20 protein-coding genes, 2 tRNA genes and 1 pseudogene are annotated in these 21,736 nt (G+C 30.7%); 12 read left to right on the top strand and 11 right to left on the bottom strand.

Annotation, left to right across the window (positions count from 1 at the left end):
• Window positions 1–35: 35 nt before the first annotated feature.
• The 3 genes from P8H50_RS05210 to P8H50_RS05200 form a co-directional block, all read right to left on the bottom strand.
• A complete protein-coding gene (locus P8H50_RS05210) occupies window positions 36–728 on the bottom strand; it encodes a DUF6089 family protein (protein ID WP_300206315.1) in 693 nt (230 codons plus the stop codon).
• Between the two features lie 139 nt (window positions 729–867).
• Window positions 868–1,743 carry an NAD kinase gene (locus P8H50_RS05205; protein WP_300206313.1) on the bottom strand — a complete coding sequence of 292 codons (876 nt, stop codon included), beginning with the start codon at window positions 1,741–1,743 and terminating at the stop codon, window positions 868–870.
• A 2-nt stretch (window positions 1,744–1,745) separates the two neighbouring features.
• Window positions 1,746–2,405, bottom strand: a complete 660-nt coding sequence (locus tag P8H50_RS05200; protein ID WP_300206311.1) for an acetoin utilization protein acuB — start codon at window positions 2,403–2,405, stop codon at window positions 1,746–1,748.
• 92 nt (window positions 2,406–2,497) lie between these two features.
• Between P8H50_RS05200 and P8H50_RS05195 the strand changes: the two genes are divergently transcribed.
• From P8H50_RS05195 to clpX, 6 genes are all read left to right on the top strand, one after another.
• Window positions 2,498–3,211, top strand: coding sequence for a pyridoxine 5'-phosphate synthase (locus tag P8H50_RS05195; RefSeq protein ID WP_300206309.1), 714 nt, complete (start codon window positions 2,498–2,500; stop codon window positions 3,209–3,211).
• Between the two features lie 151 nt (window positions 3,212–3,362).
• Window positions 3,363–4,127 (top strand): alpha/beta fold hydrolase, encoded by a 765-nt coding sequence (locus P8H50_RS05190; protein WP_300206307.1) that lies wholly within the window; start codon window positions 3,363–3,365, stop codon window positions 4,125–4,127.
• A gap of 25 nt (window positions 4,128–4,152) precedes the next feature.
• Window positions 4,153–4,506 (top strand): phage holin family protein, encoded by a 354-nt coding sequence (locus tag P8H50_RS05185; protein WP_300206305.1) that lies wholly within the window; start codon window positions 4,153–4,155, stop codon window positions 4,504–4,506.
• Window positions 4,507–4,602: 96 nt separating this feature from the next.
• Window positions 4,603–5,928 carry a trigger factor gene (tig, locus tag P8H50_RS05180; protein ID WP_300206303.1) on the top strand — a complete coding sequence of 442 codons (1,326 nt, stop codon included), beginning with the start codon at window positions 4,603–4,605 and terminating at the stop codon, window positions 5,926–5,928.
• A 172-nt stretch (window positions 5,929–6,100) separates the two neighbouring features.
• Window positions 6,101–6,775, top strand: a complete 675-nt coding sequence (gene clpP, locus P8H50_RS05175) for an ATP-dependent Clp endopeptidase proteolytic subunit ClpP (RefSeq protein WP_300206301.1) — start codon at window positions 6,101–6,103, stop codon at window positions 6,773–6,775.
• Between the two features lie 117 nt (window positions 6,776–6,892).
• Window positions 6,893–8,125 carry an ATP-dependent Clp protease ATP-binding subunit ClpX gene (gene clpX / locus P8H50_RS05170; RefSeq protein ID WP_300206299.1) on the top strand — a complete coding sequence of 411 codons (1,233 nt, stop codon included), beginning with the start codon at window positions 6,893–6,895 and terminating at the stop codon, window positions 8,123–8,125.
• Window positions 8,126–8,243: 118 nt separating this feature from the next.
• On the opposite strand, the gene P8H50_RS05165 is transcribed toward clpX, so the two are convergent.
• On the bottom strand, window positions 8,244–9,758 hold the full coding sequence (locus P8H50_RS05165) for a GH3 auxin-responsive promoter family protein (RefSeq protein WP_300206297.1): 1,515 nt from the start codon (window positions 9,756–9,758) through the stop codon (window positions 8,244–8,246).
• A 43-nt stretch (window positions 9,759–9,801) separates the two neighbouring features.
• Here P8H50_RS05165 and P8H50_RS05160 point away from each other — a divergent pair, with 43 nt between their 5' ends.
• Entirely contained in the window at window positions 9,802–10,596 is a 795-nt protein-coding gene (locus tag P8H50_RS05160; protein ID WP_300206295.1) for a DUF2797 domain-containing protein, read from the top strand.
• 85 nt (window positions 10,597–10,681) lie between these two features.
• Here P8H50_RS05160 and P8H50_RS05155 read toward each other — a convergent pair whose 3' ends face one another.
• The 4 genes from P8H50_RS05155 to P8H50_RS05140 form a co-directional block, all read right to left on the bottom strand.
• A complete protein-coding gene (locus tag P8H50_RS05155; protein WP_300206293.1) occupies window positions 10,682–11,293 on the bottom strand; it encodes a hypothetical protein in 612 nt (203 codons plus the stop codon).
• A gap of 40 nt (window positions 11,294–11,333) precedes the next feature.
• Window positions 11,334–11,528, bottom strand: a complete 195-nt coding sequence (gene rpsU / locus P8H50_RS05150; protein WP_044399960.1) for a 30S ribosomal protein S21 — start codon at window positions 11,526–11,528, stop codon at window positions 11,334–11,336.
• Window positions 11,529–11,634: 106 nt separating this feature from the next.
• On the bottom strand, window positions 11,635–14,301 hold the full coding sequence (locus P8H50_RS05145) for an AsmA-like C-terminal region-containing protein (RefSeq protein ID WP_300206287.1): 2,667 nt from the start codon (window positions 14,299–14,301) through the stop codon (window positions 11,635–11,637).
• 109 nt (window positions 14,302–14,410) lie between these two features.
• Window positions 14,411–15,115 (bottom strand): queuosine precursor transporter, encoded by a 705-nt coding sequence (locus tag P8H50_RS05140; protein WP_300206285.1) that lies wholly within the window; start codon window positions 15,113–15,115, stop codon window positions 14,411–14,413.
• A gap of 133 nt (window positions 15,116–15,248) precedes the next feature.
• On the opposite strand from P8H50_RS05140, the gene folK reads away from it, so the two are divergent.
• A complete protein-coding gene (gene folK / locus P8H50_RS05135; RefSeq protein WP_300206283.1) occupies window positions 15,249–16,397 on the top strand; it encodes a 2-amino-4-hydroxy-6-hydroxymethyldihydropteridine diphosphokinase in 1,149 nt (382 codons plus the stop codon).
• On the opposite strand, the gene P8H50_RS05130 is transcribed toward folK, so the two are convergent.
• The 3 genes from P8H50_RS05130 to P8H50_RS05120 all read right to left on the bottom strand — a co-directional run bounded on the left by P8H50_RS05130 (window position 16,360) and on the right by P8H50_RS05120 (window position 18,027).
• Window positions 16,360–16,947 (bottom strand): hypothetical protein, encoded by a 588-nt coding sequence (locus P8H50_RS05130; protein ID WP_300206281.1) that lies wholly within the window; start codon window positions 16,945–16,947, stop codon window positions 16,360–16,362. The genes folK and P8H50_RS05130 overlap by 38 nt on opposite strands.
• Before the next feature lie 6 nt (window positions 16,948–16,953).
• Window positions 16,954–17,493, bottom strand: a complete 540-nt coding sequence (locus P8H50_RS05125; RefSeq protein ID WP_300206279.1) for an RNA methyltransferase — start codon at window positions 17,491–17,493, stop codon at window positions 16,954–16,956.
• Between the two features lie 69 nt (window positions 17,494–17,562).
• Window positions 17,563–18,027: a DUF1573 domain-containing protein gene (locus P8H50_RS05120; RefSeq protein WP_300206277.1), complete on the bottom strand. Its 465-nt coding sequence runs from the start codon at window positions 18,025–18,027 to the stop codon at window positions 17,563–17,565.
• Window positions 18,028–18,248: 221 nt separating this feature from the next.
• On the opposite strand from P8H50_RS05120, the gene mutS reads away from it, so the two are divergent.
• From mutS to P8H50_RS05100, 4 genes and pseudogenes are all read left to right on the top strand, one after another.
• Entirely contained in the window at window positions 18,249–20,822 is a 2,574-nt protein-coding gene (mutS, locus tag P8H50_RS05115; RefSeq protein ID WP_300206346.1) for a DNA mismatch repair protein MutS, read from the top strand.
• Window positions 20,823–20,928: 106 nt separating this feature from the next.
• Window positions 20,929–21,000, top strand: a tRNA-Gly gene (locus P8H50_RS05110).
• 27 nt (window positions 21,001–21,027) lie between these two features.
• Window positions 21,028–21,111, top strand: a tRNA-Leu gene (locus tag P8H50_RS05105).
• A 265-nt stretch (window positions 21,112–21,376) separates the two neighbouring features.
• A pseudogene (locus tag P8H50_RS05100) lies at window positions 21,377–21,736 on the top strand (hypothetical protein); the annotation flags it as partial.

The following is a 21,736-nucleotide window of genomic DNA, read 5'->3' as shown; positions in this document are numbered from 1 at the left end:
GTAACTTATTTGTATTTATTTTACTTGTATCCAAATTATCCTGGGCAAAAACATGGGTTTCTACCAAATGTATAAGTTAGTGTTATTCCTGTAAAGGTATACCAATCATTATTATTAAGATTTCCAAAAGCTCTACTTTCGAATGCTTCTTTAGCATCAGGAACACTACCATCTAATTCATCTGAAAATGTATAGCGCGCACCTATTTCTATAGCTATAATAAAATCTGGTGAAATTGCAGCTTTATAGCCTAGTGCCATAGGAATACCATAGGCATAACTGGTTGTTTTTTCGTCTACGATTGTACCATCTGGATTGAAGTAAAAATTATCATGTTTAGCTACACTTATTCCAGAATATATATATGGTGTTGATACATTTCCGCCATTGTGTAAGTCAAAATCAAAAAAAGTAAACTCCATTCCTGCTGAGAGTTCTAGAATGCTATTGTTAAATTCGAATCCTCTTATTTGTCTGCCAGGATCATCAGAGTCTCTATCGTTGCCTTCCAAATCTGTGTAAGTTAGAGATATTCTGTAAGAATGTCTCTCGCTTCTATTCCATTTGTAAATTGCTCCTAAAGCGAGTTGTTTAGGTGCTATATAGTCTGTAGCGCCTACATCTCCAATAAAATTACTGCCTCCAACAAAAATGCCGAATTCGTTAATTTGAGCACTACTTATTTGTGTGCTAAAAAATACTAATATTAAAAGCGTTAAATACCTCATAAATCTTCAAAGTTTGCAAATATAATAAATAAGATTAGCCTATTATAATTTGAACCAAATAGTTACAGTTTAAAACACTATTTAAACGAAATTATTGTAAAACAAATGGAATGCTTGTTGTAAAAATTAAAACTAACCTTTAATTTCTCTTATCTTCTCCCCAAAGCAATTTCTTTCTGAGTGTTGTTAGGAAGCTTTCAGAGTTTAATTCTATCATATTAATGGCAAAAGGCGCTTTTTTTATGGTAATAATAGTGTTGTTTGACAGTGTTGCTATTCTTGAGTCTAAAGACACTAAGTAATTATTTTCCCGACCACTTACTTTTAGTTCTATTATGGTAGAATCTTCTATAACTAATGGTCTTGCACTTAAATTATGAGGTGCTATAGGTGTTAAAACAAAACTAGTAGTATCTGGCGTTATAACTGGTCCAGCACAACTTAACGAGTAGCCTGTAGAGCCTGTTGGAGTCGCTATTATTAAACCATCGCTCCAGTATGAAGTTAAAAATTCACCATTTAATTTTGTTTCTACAGTAATCATAGATGTGGTGTTTTTTCTGCTCACTGCAATTTCATTTAGTGCAAAGTTTAATTCTTTTATGTCATTATTTTCTGGTGATGTTTCTATTGATAATAAAGTGCGTTTACTTAATGTATACGCTTTATTTTTTATTTGAAGGATGGCTTGTGTTATATCTTCAGGCTGAATAGTTGCTAAAAAACCTAATCTTCCTGTGTTAATTCCAATAATAGGAATGTTTAAATCTTTTACAAATGTAATGGCTCTTAAAATAGTACCATCTCCACCAATACTTACAAATAAATCAAAGCTTTTATCTAAAGTATTAAAGGTTTGGTAGACTGAAGGATTTGATAGTTCTGACTTGATATCGTTGTAAAATTCATTTTCTAAAAACAGCTCAGCATTAAAATCCAGTAATTCTTTTGTTAAAGCCTTTAAAGAGTCTTTAGATTGTTTTTTTGGATATTGACTGTATATGGCAACCTTCATAATTACATGTTTAGGTATTTGTTTAAATAATCTGAACGCTCCTTAAGACTAATTAAATAGCTATCGTCCTCATGTCCTGAAATTATATTATAGCTGTAACGTCTAAAAGTTTGCATAATGTCATTTAGATTAGCATTACCAATTTTTAAAGTAATTTGTGCCACATCATTTTCAAATTTAGAAATAAATGAACCTAAAAGCTTACCGTTATTAGATTCTACTATCTGGCTAATTTCACTAAAAGAATAGTCAGACATGCCTTTTTCAATAATTAATACAGCACCAGCTTCTGAAAAGAAAGGCGTTTCGTTAAACAAGCCAATAATATCATTTAATTCGTAATAGCCTAAATACACATTTTTATTGCTTAAAACAGGCATAATATTGGCAGAATTTTGAGCAAAAGCTTCGAGCACATCTAGCCAATTAGTATCTTCTCTTACAAAGAAACCTTCTCCAGAATACCTGTAATCTTCAATGGGTTTTTTACTGTCAAAACAATGTGCATCGTTTTCAGAAATACAACCTAAGTAAACACCATCAGCATTCTTAATAGGAATATGAGAATAGGTTAACTGGTTAAAAAGTAACTGAATCTCTTCAACTTTATCTGTATTTAAAAGTGGTTTTATGTCGTTTATTATGTAATCTAGAAGATTCATAGTGTCGTTTTAATTTTATGCAAATTAATTAAAAATAAGAACAATCTCGTGCTTCTACTTTGTATTTTTGCAGTAAATAATACCTATTGAAAATGACAAAATTAAGCGTAAACATAAATAAAATTGCTACTTTAAGAAACTCTAGAGGTGGAGACACACCAAACGTTGTCCAGTTTGCAAAAGATGTCCAGCGTTTTGGAGCTCAAGGTGTAACAATTCATCCAAGACCAGACGAAAGACACATTCGTTACCAAGATGCTTACGATTTAAAACCAATTGTTTATACAGAGTATAATATTGAAGGTAATCCAATTTCAAAATTTGTAGATATGGTTCTAACAATTAAACCTACACAAGTAACTTTGGTTCCTGATAGTATAGATACATTAACAAGTAATGCTGGTTGGGATACCGTAAAAAATAAGGATTTTTTAACTGAAGTGATTTCAGAATTTAAAAGAAATAATATTCGTACTTCTATTTTTGTAGATCCTGAGATTGAACAAATTGAAGGTGCAAAAGCAACAGGAACAGATAGAATAGAGTTATATACCGAAAGTTTTGCGCACCAATTTAGTAAAGGTAATAGAGACGCTATAAAGCCTTACGTAGCTTGTGCTGATGTTGCTAATGCTATTGGTATAGGTATTAACGCAGGTCACGATTTGTCTTTAGATAATATTGAATTTTTTAAGCAAAATATTCCAGAATTATTAGAAGTGTCTATTGGTCATGCTTTAATTTCCGAAAGTCTATATTTGGGAATTGAGAATGTTGTTAATATGTATTTAAATAAATTACGGTAGTTATCAGGCATTAATTTTAAGTAAGAATTGATTATCAATTCATGTTTAGAAAAATAATGTTACAAGAGTAGAGGCAAGAGTAATCAAATTCAGTTATTGAAAATTTGAGAAGTTCGCGACAAAATTATTGGAGTAAGTAAATATAAAAAACATGAAATTACATTCAAATATAATAGGTGAAGGAAAACCATTTTTAATACTTCATGGCTTTTTAGGGATGAGCGATAACTGGAAAACTTTAGGAAAGCAATTTGCAAAATCAGGTTTTCAAGTACATTTAATAGACCAGAGAAATCATGGAAAAAGTTTTCATAGCGATACATTTAATTATGATGTTCTCTCTGAAGATCTGAAACTATACTGTGATAGTAAAAACCTTAAAAATTTCAATTTATTAGGGCATTCTATGGGTGGAAAAACAGCCATGTTATTTTCATCGCAATTTCCCGATTATGTTAGTAAATTAATAGTTGCAGATATTTCTCCACGGTTTTATCCCATTCATCACGATGCTATTCTAGAAGGTCTAAGTCGTTTAGATTTTAATACTTTGGAAAGTAGAGGTGATGCAGACACACAGTTATCTCATTATGTTAGCGATTTTGGCACAAGACAATTTCTTTTAAAAAATCTGTATTGGGTAAAAAAAGGTGTTTTAGGATTAAGAATAAATCTTGAAGTATTAATTGAAAATGTTAGTGAAGTAGGTGAAGCATTACCAATCCATGCAAAATTTAATGGAGAAACATTGTTTTTAAAAGGAGATAAAAGTGAATACATTGCAACTCAAGACCAAGCGATAATTAAATTACATTTTACAAATTCTAAAATAGAAACCATTACAAATGCTGGACATTGGTTACATGCAGAAAATCCTGAAGACTTTTACAACGCAGTTATAAATTTCGTAAATTGAAAAATAATCCTTAAAAACATATAAAATGAACCTAATTATAAAGCTGTTGTTAAACGCCATTGCAGTATTTGCTTTAGCATACGTGTTAAATGGAGTGCATGTAAATGGTTACATTTCTGCAGTAATTGTTGCAGTAGTATTGTCTATTTTAAACTTATTAGTAAAACCATTATTGGTAATTTTAACTTTACCAATAACAATTATAACGCTTGGTTTGTTTATGTTAATAATAAATGCGTTACTTATTTTATTAGCAGATGAATTAATTACTGGTTTTGAAGTAGATAATATCTGGTGGGCAATTTTATTTAGTGTGCTGTTATCTATATTGCAATCACTGTTACATTCATTTTTAAAAACCGATAAAAAGAAGGTATAGTTTGTATTGAAATTCAACGAATTAAAAACTTTGATGGAGTGTAAAAAAGTAGTATTTTTGCACTCCATTTTTGGTTTCATAAAATAATTATTCAAAATGAATATTACAAGAGAAAATAAAGACGCATTAAACGCTGTAGTAACAGTAGCAATCGAGAAAGAAGATTACGCCTCTAAAGTTGAAAAAATCTTAACAGATTACAGAAAAACAGCAAACATTCCTGGATTTAGAAAAGGTCATGTGCCAATGGGAATGGTAAAAAAGCAATATGGTAAAGCCATTTTAATTGATGAGGTTAACAAACTAATTCAAGAAGGTTTAAACAAGTATCTTACCGAAGAAAAGTTAGACGTTTTAGGACAACCATTACCAAAAATGCAAGACGATATCGATTGGGAAGCAGATAATTTTGCTTTCGAATTTGAATTAGGTTTAGCACCAGAATTTGATGTGGACCTAAAAGTAAAGAAAATTACAAACTACAAAATTGTTGCAGATAATAAGTTAATAGATGGGCAGGTTGAAAACATCCAAAAGCAATACGGTAAATTAATAGCTTTAAATGAAGTTGCCAAAGACAGTGAAATAACTGGAGTCTATAAAAATGAAGCTGAAGGAATAGAAAACAGTGTTACTTTAACTCTAGATAAGTTTAAAGGCAAAGCAACCCAAAAGAAATTTGTTGGTTCTAAAGTTGGAGACGTTATTACCTTAAAAACAAAAGGACTTTACGAAGACGATCACGAACTAATGCATGCATTAAAAATAGAACATGATAAAGCACATGGTCTAGATATTGAAGTTACTTTTGAAATAACAGAAATTAACAAACGTGAACCAGCAGATTTAGATCAAGAGTTATTTGATAAGCTATTTGGAAAAGATGTTGTAAAATCTGTAACAGAATTAAAAGATAAGATTAAAGAAGACGCAGAAAAGCAATTCGTACAGCAATCAGACCAGAAATTATTAAACGATATAACTGAATATTTAGTAGCCAATACTAAATTCGATTTACCAGCAGAATTCTTAACAAAATGGATGCAATCTGCAGGAGAAAACCCAATGGATGATGCCACTGCAAAAGAAGAATATCAAAAATCTGAAAAAAGTTTACGTTACCAACTTATTGAAGCTAAGTTAATGGAAGCAAATAGCGTAAAAGTAGACTTTGAAGATGTAAAAGAAAGTGCAAAATCTATGATTAAAGTTCAAATGGCACAATTTGGCCAAATGAATCCTACAGATAAAGAACTTGATGATATTGCCGCAAGAGTACTTTCTAATCAAGATGAAGTAAAGCGTTTAAGCGAGCAAGTGGTAAGTCAAAAATTATTAAATTTATATAAAGAAAAGGCAACTGTAAAAACAAAAGAATTAACTTACGATAAGTTTGTTAAGGAAGTTTACGGAGACAAATAATTTAATTATAAAATCATTATATTTAGGCGTTGAATTATTAGTAATTCAACGCCTATTTTATTCACGTTAAATTCTGCTTAAAAAATTTGAAAATAGACGATTTAACTCTACATTTAGACCATTCTGAAGCAATTCAGAAATTAATTTTAAATAAAAAATTCAAAAAACAAATATGGATTACGGAAAAGAATTCGAAAAATTTGCCATAAAAGACCAAGGTATTAGTAGTACTTATTATAATAAGATTGTGAGTAGTATGATGCCGCAAAGCATGACGCCTTATATTATTGAAGAGCGTCAGTTAAATATTTCTCAATTGGATGTGTTTTCAAGATTAATGATGGATCGTATCCTCTTTCTTGGTACAGGAATAAACGATAATATTGCAAATATTATTCAAGCACAGCTATTATTTTTAGAAAGTGTAGATGCTAATAAAGACATTCAAATGTATATAAATTCTCCAGGTGGAAGTGTGTATGCTGGATTAGGTATTTACGATACTATGCAGTTTATAAAGCCAGATGTTGCAACAATTTGTACAGGAATGGCAGCCTCAATGGGAGCCGTTTTATTATGTGCAGGAGAAAAAGGAAAACGTAGTGGTTTAACACATTCTCGTGTCATGATTCATCAACCATTAGGAGGAGCACAAGGTCAAGCCAGTGATATAGAAATTACTGCTCGTGAAATTTTAATTTTAAAAGAAGAGCTTTATAAAATTATTAGTAAGCATTCAGGACAGGATTACGACAAAGTTTACGAGGACAGTGATCGTGATTACTGGATGAAAGCAGATAAAGCTAAAGAATACGGAATGATAGACGAGATATTAGCTCGTAATTAATATAATTAGAAAATAAATAAAAATGTTAGAATTTTTATTTACAATGAATTAAGTTAGGTTAGAGTCGTATGAGTGAGAACTTATAACTTTTAACTTATAACTTTTAACTTAAAAAGAATGGCAAAAGAAGAATTAGAATGTTCGTTTTGTGGAAGGAAAAAGCCAGAAACAAGTTTATTAATTGCAGGACTAGATGCACATATTTGTGATCGCTGTATTGAGCAAGCACATGGTATCGTATTAGAAGAGTCTAAGCAAAGCGATAATACAGAGTTGTCTGCAGAGTTAATGCTAAGTAAGCCACAACAAATAAAGTCATTCTTAGACGAATACATTATTGGCCAAGAATTTACCAAAAAAGTCATGTCTGTAGCTGTATATAATCACTACAAACGTTTATTACAAACACCAACAAATGATGATATCGAGATTCAAAAATCGAATATTATTATGGTTGGAGAAACTGGAACAGGTAAAACCTTAATGGCTAAAACTATTGCAAGAATGCTTAACGTACCTTTAGCTATTGTAGATGCAACTGTGTTAACAGAAGCAGGTTATGTAGGTGAGGATGTAGAAAGCATATTAACACGTTTGTTACAAGCAGCAGATTATAATTTAGAAAAAGCAGAAAAAGGTATTGTATTTATAGATGAGATAGATAAAATAGCTCGTAAGAGCGATAATCCGTCAATTACAAGAGATGTTTCTGGTGAAGGTGTACAGCAAGCCTTATTAAAATTATTAGAAGGTACTGTTGTAAATGTTCCACCAAAAGGTGGTAGAAAACATCCTGATCAGAAATTTATAGAGGTCAATACAGAAAACATTTTATTTATAGCAGGAGGCGCTTTCGATGGTATTAACCGTGTCATCTCAAGACGTCTTAACATGCAAGCTGTAGGTTATAGTGCCTCTATGAGTGATAATGTTGTAGATAACAATAATTTATTGCAATACATTATACCAAAAGATTTAAAAGATTTTGGATTAATACCAGAAATAATTGGTCGTTTACCAGTGTTAACACACATGGATCCATTAGATGCAGACACGCTTAGAGCCATTTTAACAGAACCTAAAAACGCCATCATTAAACAGTACAAAAAACTGTTTTCTATGGATGAAATAGAGTTTAGTATTACAGATGGCGCCTTAGATTATATTGTAGGTAAAGCTATAGAGTACAAGTTAGGCGCAAGAGGTTTACGCTCTCTGTGCGAAGAAATTTTAACAGATGCCATGTTTGATCTTCCAGGAAGTGACACTAAAAAGTTTAGTGTAACCAAAGCTTATGCTGAACAAAAACTATCTAAAACAAAAATTAAGCAGCTAAAGGCTGTTTCTTAAAAGAATTTTGTTTTGTCATTCTGAACGATAGTGAAGAATCTCAAAAATAAAATAATAACACACAAAAGCCTACTTTTAATTGAGTAGGTTTTTTATTTTTTAAATCAAATTATATAAGCTAAGCATTCAACTTTAGCAACTCCTCCATATAATCTCGAGTGTTCGATAATCTAGGCACTTTGTGTTGTCCACCAAGTTTGTTGTTTTGTTTTAACCAATCATAAAATAACTTTTCTCTAGCAACATTTATTTTGGGTTTATTTAAAGTCATGTTATTATAGCGTTTGGCTTCGTAATCAGAATTTAAGGCTTTTAAGGCATTGTCAAACAATTCGTTAAAATAATCAATGTCTATGGGAGGTGTTTTAAACTCTATTAGCCACTCGTGAGCACCTTTTTCTTTGCCTTCCATAAATACTGGAGCAGCAGTATAATCTACAATTTCACTCTTGGTTTTTTTACATACCTTTTTTAAAGCATTTTCTGCATTTTCAATAATAAGCTCTTCACCAAACACATTAATATGGTGCTTTGTGCGTCCGGAAACTTTAATTCTGTAAGGCGAAATTGAGGTAAACCTAACAGTATCACCAATTTTATAGCGCCATAATCCAGCATTAGTAGTAATAATAACAGCGTAATTTTTGCCTTTCTCTACTTCACTTAATGGTATTACACGTTGGTTAGGTGTACCATGAGTTTCCATTGGAATAAACTCGTAGTAAATACCATAATCAAGCATGAGTAATAGTTCGCTAGAATGGTTTTTGTCTTGTATAGCAAAAAAACCTTCCGAAGCATTATAAATTTCATAATACTTAAAATCCTTTTTGGGTAAAATTTTCTGGTATTGCGCTAAATAAGGATTAAAACTAACACCTCCATGAAAGTAAACTTCTAAGTTTGGCCATATGTCGAATAGCGACGTTTTTTCGGTTTTATCTAAAACATTATTTAGTAACACAAGCATCCAAGAAGGAACACCAGCAAGACTCGTTACGTTTTCATTTATGGTCTCGTTAACAATAGCATCCATTTTGGTTTCCCAATCGCTCATTAAAGAGACTTTATTACTAGGCGTGCTACTAAACTCTGCCCAAAAAGGCATATTGTCTATTAATATAGCACTTAAATCACCAAAAGCAGTTCCGTTTTCTCTATACAATTCTTTACTGCCTCCTAAACGCAAACTCTTGCCTGTAAAAAGGGAAGAATTTTCGTTATTGTTTAAATACATACAAAGTAAATCTTTACTTGCTGCATAATGGCAATCCTCTAGAGAATCCATACTTACTGGAATAAATTTACTTTTTGTACTTGTTGTGCCACTTGATTTTGCAAACCATTTTATAGGTGTAGGCCAGAAAATATTGTTTTCCCCTAATCGAGAACGCTCTATTAAATTTCGATAGCCTTCGTAGTTTTTTACTGGAATTCTACTGGCAAATTCTTCGTAAGTTTTAATAGAAGAAAAATCGTAAAGTTTACCAATTTCAGTGCTTTTAGCTTTTTCAATTAAATTAAAAAGCAGTTCTTCTTGTACTTCGTTTGGGTATTTTAAAAACAAATCAATTTGATGAAATCGTTTCTTTAAAAACCATGAAGCAATAGAATTTACTAGAGGGATTGGCATATTTTTTTGGTATATTTAGTGACTAAAAATAAGACTTTTTTTTATGACTTACCAAGGCGTGCTAACAAAAATGACAACAGAGTTTTCTAGCCCAATCCAGTATTATTTAGTTTTCGAACATGATTTTATTAATATGAATCAATTGCTAAACAAAACTTTGAAACTTAAATTTGTTAAGCACCAATGTTTAAACTGTAGTTTAAACAAGCCTATTTTTAGACAAGGCTTTTGTAAAAGTTGTTTTTTCGATATGCCTCAAGCAGGAGATTGGATTATGCGTCCAGAATTAAGTACTGCACATTTAGATAAAGAAGATCGCGATTTAGATTACGAAAAGAAAGTGCAATTACAACCACATATTGTGTATCTCGCAAATTCTAGTAATGTAAAAGTTGGAGTTACTAGAAAAACGCAAGTGCCAACACGTTGGATTGATCAAGGTGCTCACGAAGCTATTGAGATTGTTGAGGTACCAAACCGTTATCTCGCAGGTATTACTGAAGTGGCATTAAAAGATTATGTAGCAGATAAAACCAATTGGCGAACCATGCTTAAAAACGAAATTGAAGATGAGAATCTGGTAGAATGGAGAGATCAACTAAAACAATATATTCCTGCTGAAGCTAGAGAATATTATATTGAAAACAATACTGAAACGCAATTAGAGTTTCCAGTATTGTCTTATCCTAAAAAACCCAAAAGTTTAAATATTGAAAAAGCTGTTAGTTATCAAGGTGTTTTAAAAGGCATCAAAGGACAGTATCTTATTTTTGAAGACGATACTGTTTGTAATGTGAGAGGCAATGAAGGTAAAGTGGTTAGTATTGAGATTGTTTAATTACTTTCTGTAATTTTAATTATTTACATCTGTTACAAGATATCTACTCTAAAAATTAAAAAAACAATCTACTTGTTATTTAGTATTAAGATTCAATTATTAATTCCAATATTAATTCTCCTTTTTCCGAAATCCTAATTACAACTTCTGATAAGTCTAAATCGTCAATATCGTGTCCGCAAATACCATATTTCCCGTCTGTTGTATTCCTGTTAATTAAACTTTTGCGGTCTTCAATTGGAATGGTTTTATTTATTGCAGTTTCTTCTTCCTCTTTATATATTCTATTATATTCTGCACTAATTTGCATTACTAAATCTTCACGAGTGAATCCTTTTGAACTTTTTGGTCTTAAATCTATGCTTGTAGGATGAGTTAATGGGTAATCAATAATTAAAGTAACAACATTGGCCTTGAAAAGAATGTTATCTTTTCCAATTAAATTCTTTAATTCAGATTTAGGATTTTTTATTGAAATCCATGGAATAATTCCATCTTCAAATATCTCCAAATCTTCATTGTTATCAACTTTAACTTGAAATGTATAGGATGTTAAATCTTGAGTTACTTCTAATCGGTTTTTACTGTTATTAGTTTTGCAACTTAAAAATAAGGACGTAAGTAAAAATATAGCTATTAACTTTTTCATATCAATCTTTAATATGTTGGGTACTAACCAAAAAAACCTCGCATTCAAAGAATGCAAGGTTTGTATAGTATAGGAGAAAACGTAAGTATTATACGTTTTCTGCGTCTCTTAATCCTTGGATGTAAGAAGCTTTTTGAATTTGACGTCTGCGTGTTACAGAAGGCTTAGTAAAGAATTGGTTTTCTCTTAAGTTCTGCATTACTTTAATGTTACGGTGTTTTCTTTTGTAACGTTTTAAAGCTCTTTCTATATTTTCTCCGTCTTTAATCTCTATTCTTAACATATCTATGTATTATGTGTATTCTTAAAATTCAGGTTGCAAATATAAGTTTAAGTTTTAATTTACACAATAGACTTACATAATTTTTGCAATTTTATTTAGTAATAATTTATTTCTTCTTCTTTTTTCCAAAAATACCTAAAACATCTTTTACAATATTACCTTGTTGTTTTGTGGAATCTGTTGGTGTGTTTGGGTTTTGAGAGTTTCCTCCAGATATAATACCATTTATTACATCTTTTACAGGTGTATTGGTTTGTGTTGTTGTACTGTCGTTTGCGGTTTGGTTGCTACTGTTAATTCCTAAAAGGTCTTTAATTTTGTCTTTTCCTGTGTTTAATAATTTTTGTTTTTCAATTTCAATAAGTTGAGCTGTAAGTTTTTTAACACCACTTGTTAAATCTGTTTTTACACTTGGGCTTGTAAAAGAACCAGTTAAATTTGCCGTCACAGGAATGCTTATTTTATTAACGTCGTTATCGTTTATTTTTCCAATAAGCCTATTTACATCTCCACCTAAGTATTTTGCAGGTACATTAAAAACCACATTATAGTCCATAGACTTATCGAAACCATGAGCACCTGCAACTGTAATGCCTATATCTTTATATTTTAAATCGAAAGGTGCAATATTTACGCGACCATTTTCAAATTTTAAGGCTGTTTTTAAGTCTTTTAAATCTAACTTATCGAAATCTATAAAGTTTATTTTGCTACTTAAAGCATCAAATAAGGCAGCATTTTTAGGCTCTACTTTAGTGGTTAATAATTCGGCTAAAGCACCACCAGAAATAGAATTCATAATAGGTGTAAAGTCGTCTCCTAGCGTTCCGTTTATAGATATGGCACTATTTAATTTTCCTTGTAAAGCCTTTGCAATTGGAGCTAAGTTTTGAAGCATATCTAGATCTGTAAACGATTGAGAAATATCAAAATTTGTCATCCCAAGATCCATATTAAAAGTAGGTGTTTTACTTTTAGTATCTACCAGACCAGACATGTTAAGTGTTCCGCCAAACAAATCAGAAGTTACATTTTGTAAATTTGCTTTTTCATCATTTATAACTAGCTTTCCTTTTACATTGGTAAGCGTTAAATTATCGTAAACTACAGTTTTTGCATTTGCTGTAATGGTACAATCTAAAAAGGCTGGAATTTTAAGCGCGTCGTTTGGTTCTGTACTTTGGTTTACTGGTCTGTCGCTTCCGCCTTCTACCATGAAATCACTCACTAAAAAAGTATTAGATGCGACATTAAAATTACCTTTTAATTTTTTATCGCTTAATAGAAAACCTAATAAATTATTAATGGTTCCAGTGGCATCCAAATCTGTGTTTCCAGTTTTTGCTTTAAAGTTTTCTAAAGTAACAAGTCCAGGCTTAAAGGTAATGTTTGCTTGAGAAATATTTAGAGGATTCACAATATCTACAGAAGAGAAAACAAAGTTAGTAACACTTACATTACCAGTATTTTTTATGCGTTCGTAGGCATTAGTTTCGATAGCATTCATATCGAAACTTGTGTTTAATTTTGCTTTTATAATACCTTGTAGCTCATTTTCTAAAGTTACAGGATATGCTTTTGTTATGTTTTCTAAATTTAAAACACCATCAACATTAGCGTTTACAAGCATGTTTTTGGTTAAGTTTTTTATTAAGGCTGAAGATTTAAATTCGTCCTGATCTATTTTAAAATTAAATGTTTTTAAATCTATATAAGTATCATCAACATTACCAGTTGTGTTTATTATTGCAGCATTAATGCTTATATTTTCTACACGTTTTGGTAACTCTGGATATTTAAACGAAGCATTGTTTGATGTGATATTAATATCTAAAGTAGGAATGGTTTCATCGGTTACTTGACCTTTAATTTTACCATTAACTTTAAAGTTTCCGCTGGTTTCTACATCACTTATATTTTTAGAATAAGTTTTCGGAATTACAGCTAAAAAATATTTAAAATCCGAATCAGGATTTTCAAAAGTGATATCAATATCTTGGCCGTTTTCTATTAGCTGTACAAAACCTGTAAATTCTATTGGCAATTCATTTATAAAACCTTTATTTTCTTTAAAAGTGTATTTGCTGTGTTCTAAATCAAGATCTATTAAGGCGTCTAATTTTATTTTATTATTACTTAAATATTCTGTACTGTCTATGCTAAAAGTAACATTAGCTTCACTTTTTGTTTTTAATTCTGAGATGCTTTCAGAAAACGTTCCATTTCCAGAATGGTCTAATTCTGTAATATGAAATTTAGTATTAGAAGCTTCATCTAAATAAGTAAATGCACTTTTAGTAATCGAATAATCTTTAATATTTAAAGTAAAACCTTCACCTTCATTAGTAGTTGATGGTGTCTTATTTTGTGCTTTAGTAATATTATAGTTAGCATCTCCAAAGCTGTTTATTTTTAAGTTTACTAGTGCTTCATTTATGTAAATGGAATTAATAACTATTGGACCTTCGTCTGCTTTTTTAAACAGTTCTTTTATAGACATATTAAAAGACATCGTTTTTACGATTGCTAATGTTTCGTCCTTAAAAGGTTCAAAATTAGTAATTTTAAGAGCATCGATAGTAACATTAGTTTGCGGAAAACTGCTTAAAAAGCTTAGACTTACATCTGCAAATTCAACATTTGCATTAACGTTATTATTAATAAAGTTACGCACCATATTTTTTATTTGATTTTGAAAAATAAAAGGAGCAATCAATAAAAGGATAATTACAGTTAACAAAGTAATACCTGTGATTTTTAATATTTTTTTCATCTTTATTTTCCGAGAAAGCGGAAGTCTTTATTTAGTTTAATATCATATATACGTTTAATCTAAGTAATTAGATGTAGATATAAAGTTTTTAATAAAAATTTAGCACTTTTTATAAGAGTTGTATTTCTTCATTTATTTTTAGACGGAATGTTTTTCTAAAAATAAAAACGCCCAAATATAAAAAAGGAGTGTCTAATAAAGCGACTAATACTTTAAAAAGAAAACCGCTTATTAACAATCCTTTAAAACTACTCCAATCTATAATATTAAAAGAACAGAGTAAAAATAAAACAGAAAAAGTATCTATAAATTGCGAAAACCAAGTCGAAAAATTATTCCGTAACCACAAATGTTTGCCTTTAGTTAAGCGTTTCCAGAAATGATAAATTTGAATGTCTATAAATTGAGCAAATAGATAAGCAGTCATACTTGCAAAAACAGCTATAGATGAAGCGCCAAAGACCTTATTAAACGTCTCGTTTGAAAGAGGAGAGCTTTTTATTGCAGGTACAGCATCTGCCACATAAATAATTAACAACGAAAAAAAAGAAGCAAAAATACCAGCAATAACAATATCGTTAGCGCGTTTTTTACCGTAGATTTCACTAATTAAATCGGTAATAAGAAAAGTTATTGGATACGGTAAAATACCAACGGAAATTTCGAATAAACTAAACCCAAAGACGCTAATGTTTAATGGATACCAATAGAAAAACTTTTGAAAAATTAAATTAGAAACTACCAAAGAGGTAATAAATAAAGCACCTAGTAAAAAGTATATACGTTGAGCTTTTAGTTTGTTTTTAAGAGTCATGAAATGTTTATTTTAGTATACTGTGTGCGGTACAAGAGAATTGTAAAAGGTTAAAAAGAAATCGTTAATAAATTCTTACAGTAAATATAAAGGAAACCATTAAGTTTTAGTTATTTTGCTTTCTAGTTTAAAGATGAATTTACAAAAAGTTTACATATCAATAGGAAGTAATAAAGGCGACAAATTTAAGAATTTGCAAGCTGCTGTAGATGCTGTGCATTTAAAAGTTGGTACTATCAAAATAATATCTAAAGTGTTTAAAACACCATCTTTGGGTTTTGAAGCTGATGATTTTTACAATGCTTGCTTGTTAGTTGAAAGCTATTTGAAACCCAATGTAATTTTAAAAAAGCTATTAGCTATAGAGACAAGTTTGGGTCGTACTAGAACAAAAGCTAAAGGTTACCAGTCTAGAACTATAGATTTAGATATTTTGTTTATAGATGAAGAAATAATAAACACAAAAACACTAAAAGTGCCTCATCCAGAGTTGCAAAAACGTAGGTTTGTTTTAGAGCCTTTATACCATATAGCTTCCAAGTTTAAACATCCAGTTTTAGAAAAAGAAATTTCTGTATTATTACAAGAGTGCGAAGATGAAAGTGTTTTAGAACCTATAAATATTTGGTTAAAAAACCCAAGTAAGCAACACGATTTTTCAGGGTATAATTATATAGCCATTGAAGGTAATATAGGCGCTGGAAAAACAAGTTTGGCTACAAAAATTGCTCAAGATTTTAATGCAAAACTTATTTTAGAACGTTTTGCAGATAATCCATTTTTACCCAAATTTTATAAAGATGCGCAGCGTTATGCTTTTACTTTAGAAATGTCTTTTCTAGCAGACCGTTACCAGCAAATTAGTGACGATTTATCACAACTCGATTTATTTAAAGATTTTATTGTTAGCGATTACGACATTTATAAGTCTTTAATATTCTCTAAAATCACACTACATCAAGACGAGTTTAAACTCTACAGGAAATTATTTTACTTAATGTATAAAGATATTGCAAAGCCAGAACTGTATGTCTATCTCTATCAAAATACAGAACGTCTTCAAGAAAACATAAAGAAACGTGGTAGAGCTTACGAACAAAATATAGATAGCGAGTATCTTAATAAAATAAATTCAGGCTATTTAGAATTTCTAAAAAATCAAACCGAACTTAATGTTAAAATAATCGATATCTCAAATCGCGACTTTGTAAAAAGCCGTGAAGATTATTTATTTATTTTGGATGCTATCTGTTCTCACGATCCAAAGGCTTCGGCCATATAGCCTCACCTTTTGTTCCAGCCATTGGTGGAACACCTTTTCTACCGTTTACATGCCACAAAATATATTCTTTTTTAAATTCTATAATTCTACCAGCATTGTATTCTTTTTCAACTAATTCTCTTACTTCCTTGAAATAAAAATTAGGAGCATGTGTAAAAATAATATAGGCCTTAGATCTTGGTACACCCAATCTTTTGTTGTTTGGAAAACCATAGTCTTTTGTGATATCAATTAATAATTTGGTATTTAAACTATCATTTACTTTTAAAATACTCCAAATACTATCTACAGATTTTTGATACAAAGGATAAGTTAAAGAGTCTAAGTATTGCCTTTTAAACTCTTCAGATTTACCAAAAGTACCTCTATTGACTCCGAACTTTTTATCTATAACATTAAAATGAAGTCTAACACTTTGGTCAAGCTCAAATATGGAGTCTACGGTTTTATTTAAAAAAGTTTTATCAGCATCAGTTAGTTTGTTTTTATCTTTTGCGCAACCAGATAAAGTTGCAACCAGAATAACAAAAAGTAGAGATTTAAATTTCATAATAAATTAAGATTTTATTGCATTAAGTTTAGAAAACAAATCCCAAACAACAACACCACAACTTACAGCAATGTTTAGTGAATGTTTGGTTCCAAATTGAGGGATTTCTATCACAAAATCGCTTGCGCTTACTACATCCTGTGTCACGCCTTTTACTTCGTTTCCAAAAATAATAGCGTATTTTGATTTTGATTCAACCTTAAATGCATTTAACATTGTCGCACGCTCTGCTTGTTCAATACTTGCAACTCTATAGCCATCGGCTTTTAGTTTTTTTACTAAATTTAAGGTGTTTTCTTCGTATTCCCAATCAACAGTTTCTGTACTGCCTAAAGCGGTTTTGTGTATATCTTTATGTGGAGGTTTAGCTGTTATACCACAGAGGTAAATTTTTTCGATTAAAAAAGCATCACTTGTTCTAAACACAGAACCAACATTGTTTAGACTTCTAATATTGTCTAAAATAATAATAATAGGTGTTTTGTTGGCCTGCTTAAAACCATCAATGCTTAGTCTGGCAAGTTCACTATTTTTAAGTTTTCGCATAGCACAAAAATATTCAAAAAAAAACTTCCTTTATTTAAAGGAAGTTTAAAATATATTTAAAAAATAAACTTAAGATTTTACCTCAGTTTTGTTTTCAGTTTTAGTTGAAGAATCTGGATTAACCTTTCCTTTTATTTTAATGACTTTTTTGGGTGCATTCATAGCATTAGAGGTCAGTGTAATGCTTTTAGAAAAAGCACCAACCCTATTGGTTGCATACTTCACTTTAATTTTAGAAGACTCACCAGCCGCAATTGGCTCTCTAGGCCAAGTAGGTACTGTACATCCACAAGATCCTTTTGCATTTGTAATAACTAAAGGCGAGTTTCCAGTATTAGTAAAAATAAACTCCCTATATCCATCTGCATTGTGATCTATAGTTCCATAGTCTATTGTTTCAGATTCAAATTCAATTTTAGCTCCATTTTCTGTTTCAGAGATTTCAGAAGCTATAACCTTAGTGTCATTTTGTGCAGTTCCTGAAGTTATAATGCCTAAAACTGCAAAACTGCATAATAAAATTATTTTTTTCATGGTGATGTGTTTTATATGTAACAAATGTAATAAAACTTGTTTGTTACAATAAATTTTAAAGCAATTTTATAACTCAAAATAAGTGAGTTGTTTTTATTTTAAACATCTTCTATGTGTTCTCTTTCAAAAAAATCAAAATAATACTACTTTAGCAATCTTGCATTTCAACAAGAAAAACAATAAAAAAGCACATTCCTTTGGCAAAAAAAGTAACACCTTTAATGAGACAGTATAATGCCATAAAAGCAAAATACCCAGATGCTTTATTATTATTTCGTGTTGGTGATTTTTATGAAACTTTTGGAACCGATGCCATAAAAGCAGCAGGAATTTTAGGAATAACCTTAACCAAAAGAGGCGCAGGAAGCGAAAGTGAAATTGAACTTGCAGGTTTTCCTCATCATTCTATAAACACGTATTTACCTAAACTAGTTAAGGCAGGAGAACGAGTAGCTATTTGCGATCAGCTAGAAGATCCAAAACAAACCAAGAACATTGTAAAGCGTGGTGTTACTGAACTTGTTACTCCAGGAGTTGCTTTAAATGATGAGGTGTTGCAATCCAAATCTAATAACTTTCTATGCTCTGTCTATTTTGGTAAAACTAATATTGGAATCTCGTTTTTAGATATTTCTACTGGAGAATTCCTTACCAGTCAAGGCAATCAAGAATATATAGACAAACTACTTCAAAATTTTAGTCCAAGCGAAGTTTTAGTCTCTAAACAAAAGCGAACACATTTTAAAGAAAGTTTTGGTAGTGATTTTCATACTTTTAATTTGGAAGATTGGGTATACCAAATAGATTACACAAACGAAACACTTCTAAAGCATTTTAAAACAAAATCATTAAAAGGTTTTGGAATAGAAGATTTAAATGAAGGTATCATTGCTTCAGGTTCTATACTCCATTATTTGGCAGAAACACAGCATAATAAACTACAACATATCACTTCTGTTTCAAGAATAGCTGAAGATGAATATGTGTGGATGGATCGTTTTACTATTAGAAATTTAGAACTCTACAATTCAACAAATAATAACGCAGTTACCTTACTTAGTGTCATCGATAAAACCAATTCAGCAATGGGAGGACGATTGTTAAAGCGTTGGTTAGCCTTGCCATTAAAAAACGCTAAAAAAATAAAACAGCGTCATGAGGTGGTATCTTTTTTTAAAAACAATAAAATTGTTCATCAAAAAATTCAAGACTATATAAAAAGTATTGGAGATATAGAACGCTTAATTTCAAAAGTAGCAACAGGTAAGGTTAGTCCTAGAGAAGTTGTCCAACTCAAAAACTCTTTAGAAACCATTAATCCAATCAAATCTTTATCATCAAATAGCGATAACGAATCTTTAAAAATTATTGGTGATACATTGCAAAGTTGTGATGTGTTAAGATACAAAATAAAGCAAACATTAAATGAAGATGCTCCTGTTAATGTTTTAAAAGGAAATACAATTGCTGAAGGTTTTTCTACCGAATTAGATGAACTAAGAGGGCTTTCAACTTCTGGTAAGAATTATCTAGATCAAATGCTTAAGAGAGAAAGTGATAGAACAGGTATCACCTCCCTTAAAATTGCATCAAATAACGTTTTCGGATATTATATTGAAGTTAGGAATACCCATAAAGATAAGGTTCCAGAAGAATGGATTAGAAAACAAACCTTAGTAAGTGCAGAACGTTACATTACAGAGGAGTTAAAAGAATACGAAACTAAAATATTAGGAGCAGAAGAGCGCATTCTAGCAATAGAGCAAAAATTGTTTGCAGATTTAGTCACTTGGATGCATCAATACATAAAACCTGTACAACAAAACGCCTATTTAATTGCGCAGTTAGATTGTTTATGTGGTTTTGCACAATTGGCTAAAGAAAATAAATATGTATATCCAACACTAGACGATTCTCACGATTTAGAAATTAAAGAAGGTCGTCATCCAGTTATAGAAAAGCAGTTACCAATTGGGGAAGCATATATTGCTAATGATGTCTTTTTAGACAGAACAACACAACAAATAATAATGATTACTGGACCAAACATGTCTGGAAAATCTGCAATATTACGTCAAACAGCATTAATAGTATTATTAGCGCAAATTGGAAGTTTTGTTCCTGCAAAGAGTGCTCGAATTGGTTTGGTAGATAAAATTTTTACTAGAGTAGGCGCAAGCGATAATATTTCTATGGGAGAATCTACTTTTATGGTAGAAATGAACGAAACAGCTTCTATTCTTAATAATATTTCTGAAAGAAGTCTAGTTTTATTAGACGAAATTGGAAGAGGAACCAGCACATATGACGGTATTTCAATAGCTTGGGCTATTAGCGAGTATTTACATGAGCATCCTGTAAAAGCAAAAACGTTATTTGCAACACATTATCATGAGCTAAACGAAATGACAGAAACATTTTCGCGAATTAAAAATTTTAATGTTTCTGTAAAAGAATTAAAAGACAATGTATTGTTCTTAAGGAAACTAGTTAAAGGAGGAAGCGAACATAGTTTCGGAATACATGTTGCAAAACTAGCAGGAATGCCACAACAAGTTCTACATCGTGCAAACAAGATACTAAAGAAATTAGAGCAATCTCATTCAAGTGAAGAACTAACAGATAAGGTGAAATCTATTAAAGATGAAGTTCAATTAAGCTTTTTCAATTTAGATGATCCATTATTAATTCAAATTAAAGATGAGATACTATTAACTGATATTGATACACTTACACCAGTCGAGGCGCTTATGAAATTAAACGAGATTAAACGAATGTTGATAAAGGCTAACTAAGTATTAAAAAATATTTAATTATTTTTTAAAAAACACTTTGCTATTTGTAAAAAAGACTTAAATTTGCATCCGCAATAGTAATGTTGTATGTTCATTTAAAAAGACTGCGAAAGTAGCTCAGGGGTAGAGCATCACCTTGCCAAGGTGGAGGTCGCGGGTTCAAATCCCGTCTTTCGCTCTGAGAATTTTACTAAAATATTCCAATGCTGAAGTGGTGGAATTGGTAGACACGTTGGACTTAAAATCCAATGTCCATTAGGACGTACGGGTTCAAGTCCCGTCTTCAGTACAAATAAAAACCTCAATATGTTTATAATCAAACATTTGAGGTTTTTTTATTCACAAATTTGTACGGTTATTGTACGGTAAATTACTCTTAGCTCCAAAAAACACCAAAAAACCTGAGCTATTATTCTTAAAACAACACCCCTATATCGATTTTGAGGTTGTTTTCTTTTATAGCTTGGCTGCATTAAATGTATATATAGCCCGAATTCTAATGGTAAGAGATGTTTTTTTATCTTTGACAACTAATAATGACCAATTTTTATTTCATGAAGAGCATAGTGTTAAAATATATTTCTTTAATAATTTTCTTACCTTCATTAATACTATCTGCACAGATACCAACTGGATATTATGATTCTGCTCTGGGCTTAGCTGATGGTGATTTGAAATATGCATTAAATCAGATTATTGATAATCATACTGAATTTAGTTATACAAGTTCAAGTATAGATGTTTGGGACATTTTAAAAGAGACTGATAGAGATCCTAATAATTCAGATAATGTGATTCTTATTTATTCAGGGATATCTATAAATGCTGCACAAGAATATAATAACGCAGATGGCTGGACTAGGGAGCATGTTTGGGCTAAATCTCGAGGAGACTTTGGAACGACGACAGGACCT

The organism is Lacinutrix sp. (assembly GCF_029238095.1).
Taxonomy (GTDB): domain Bacteria; phylum Bacteroidota; class Bacteroidia; order Flavobacteriales; family Flavobacteriaceae; genus Lacinutrix.
Note: the sequence above shows the minus strand (reverse complement) of the source record. Positions and strands in the feature narration are given on the sequence as shown.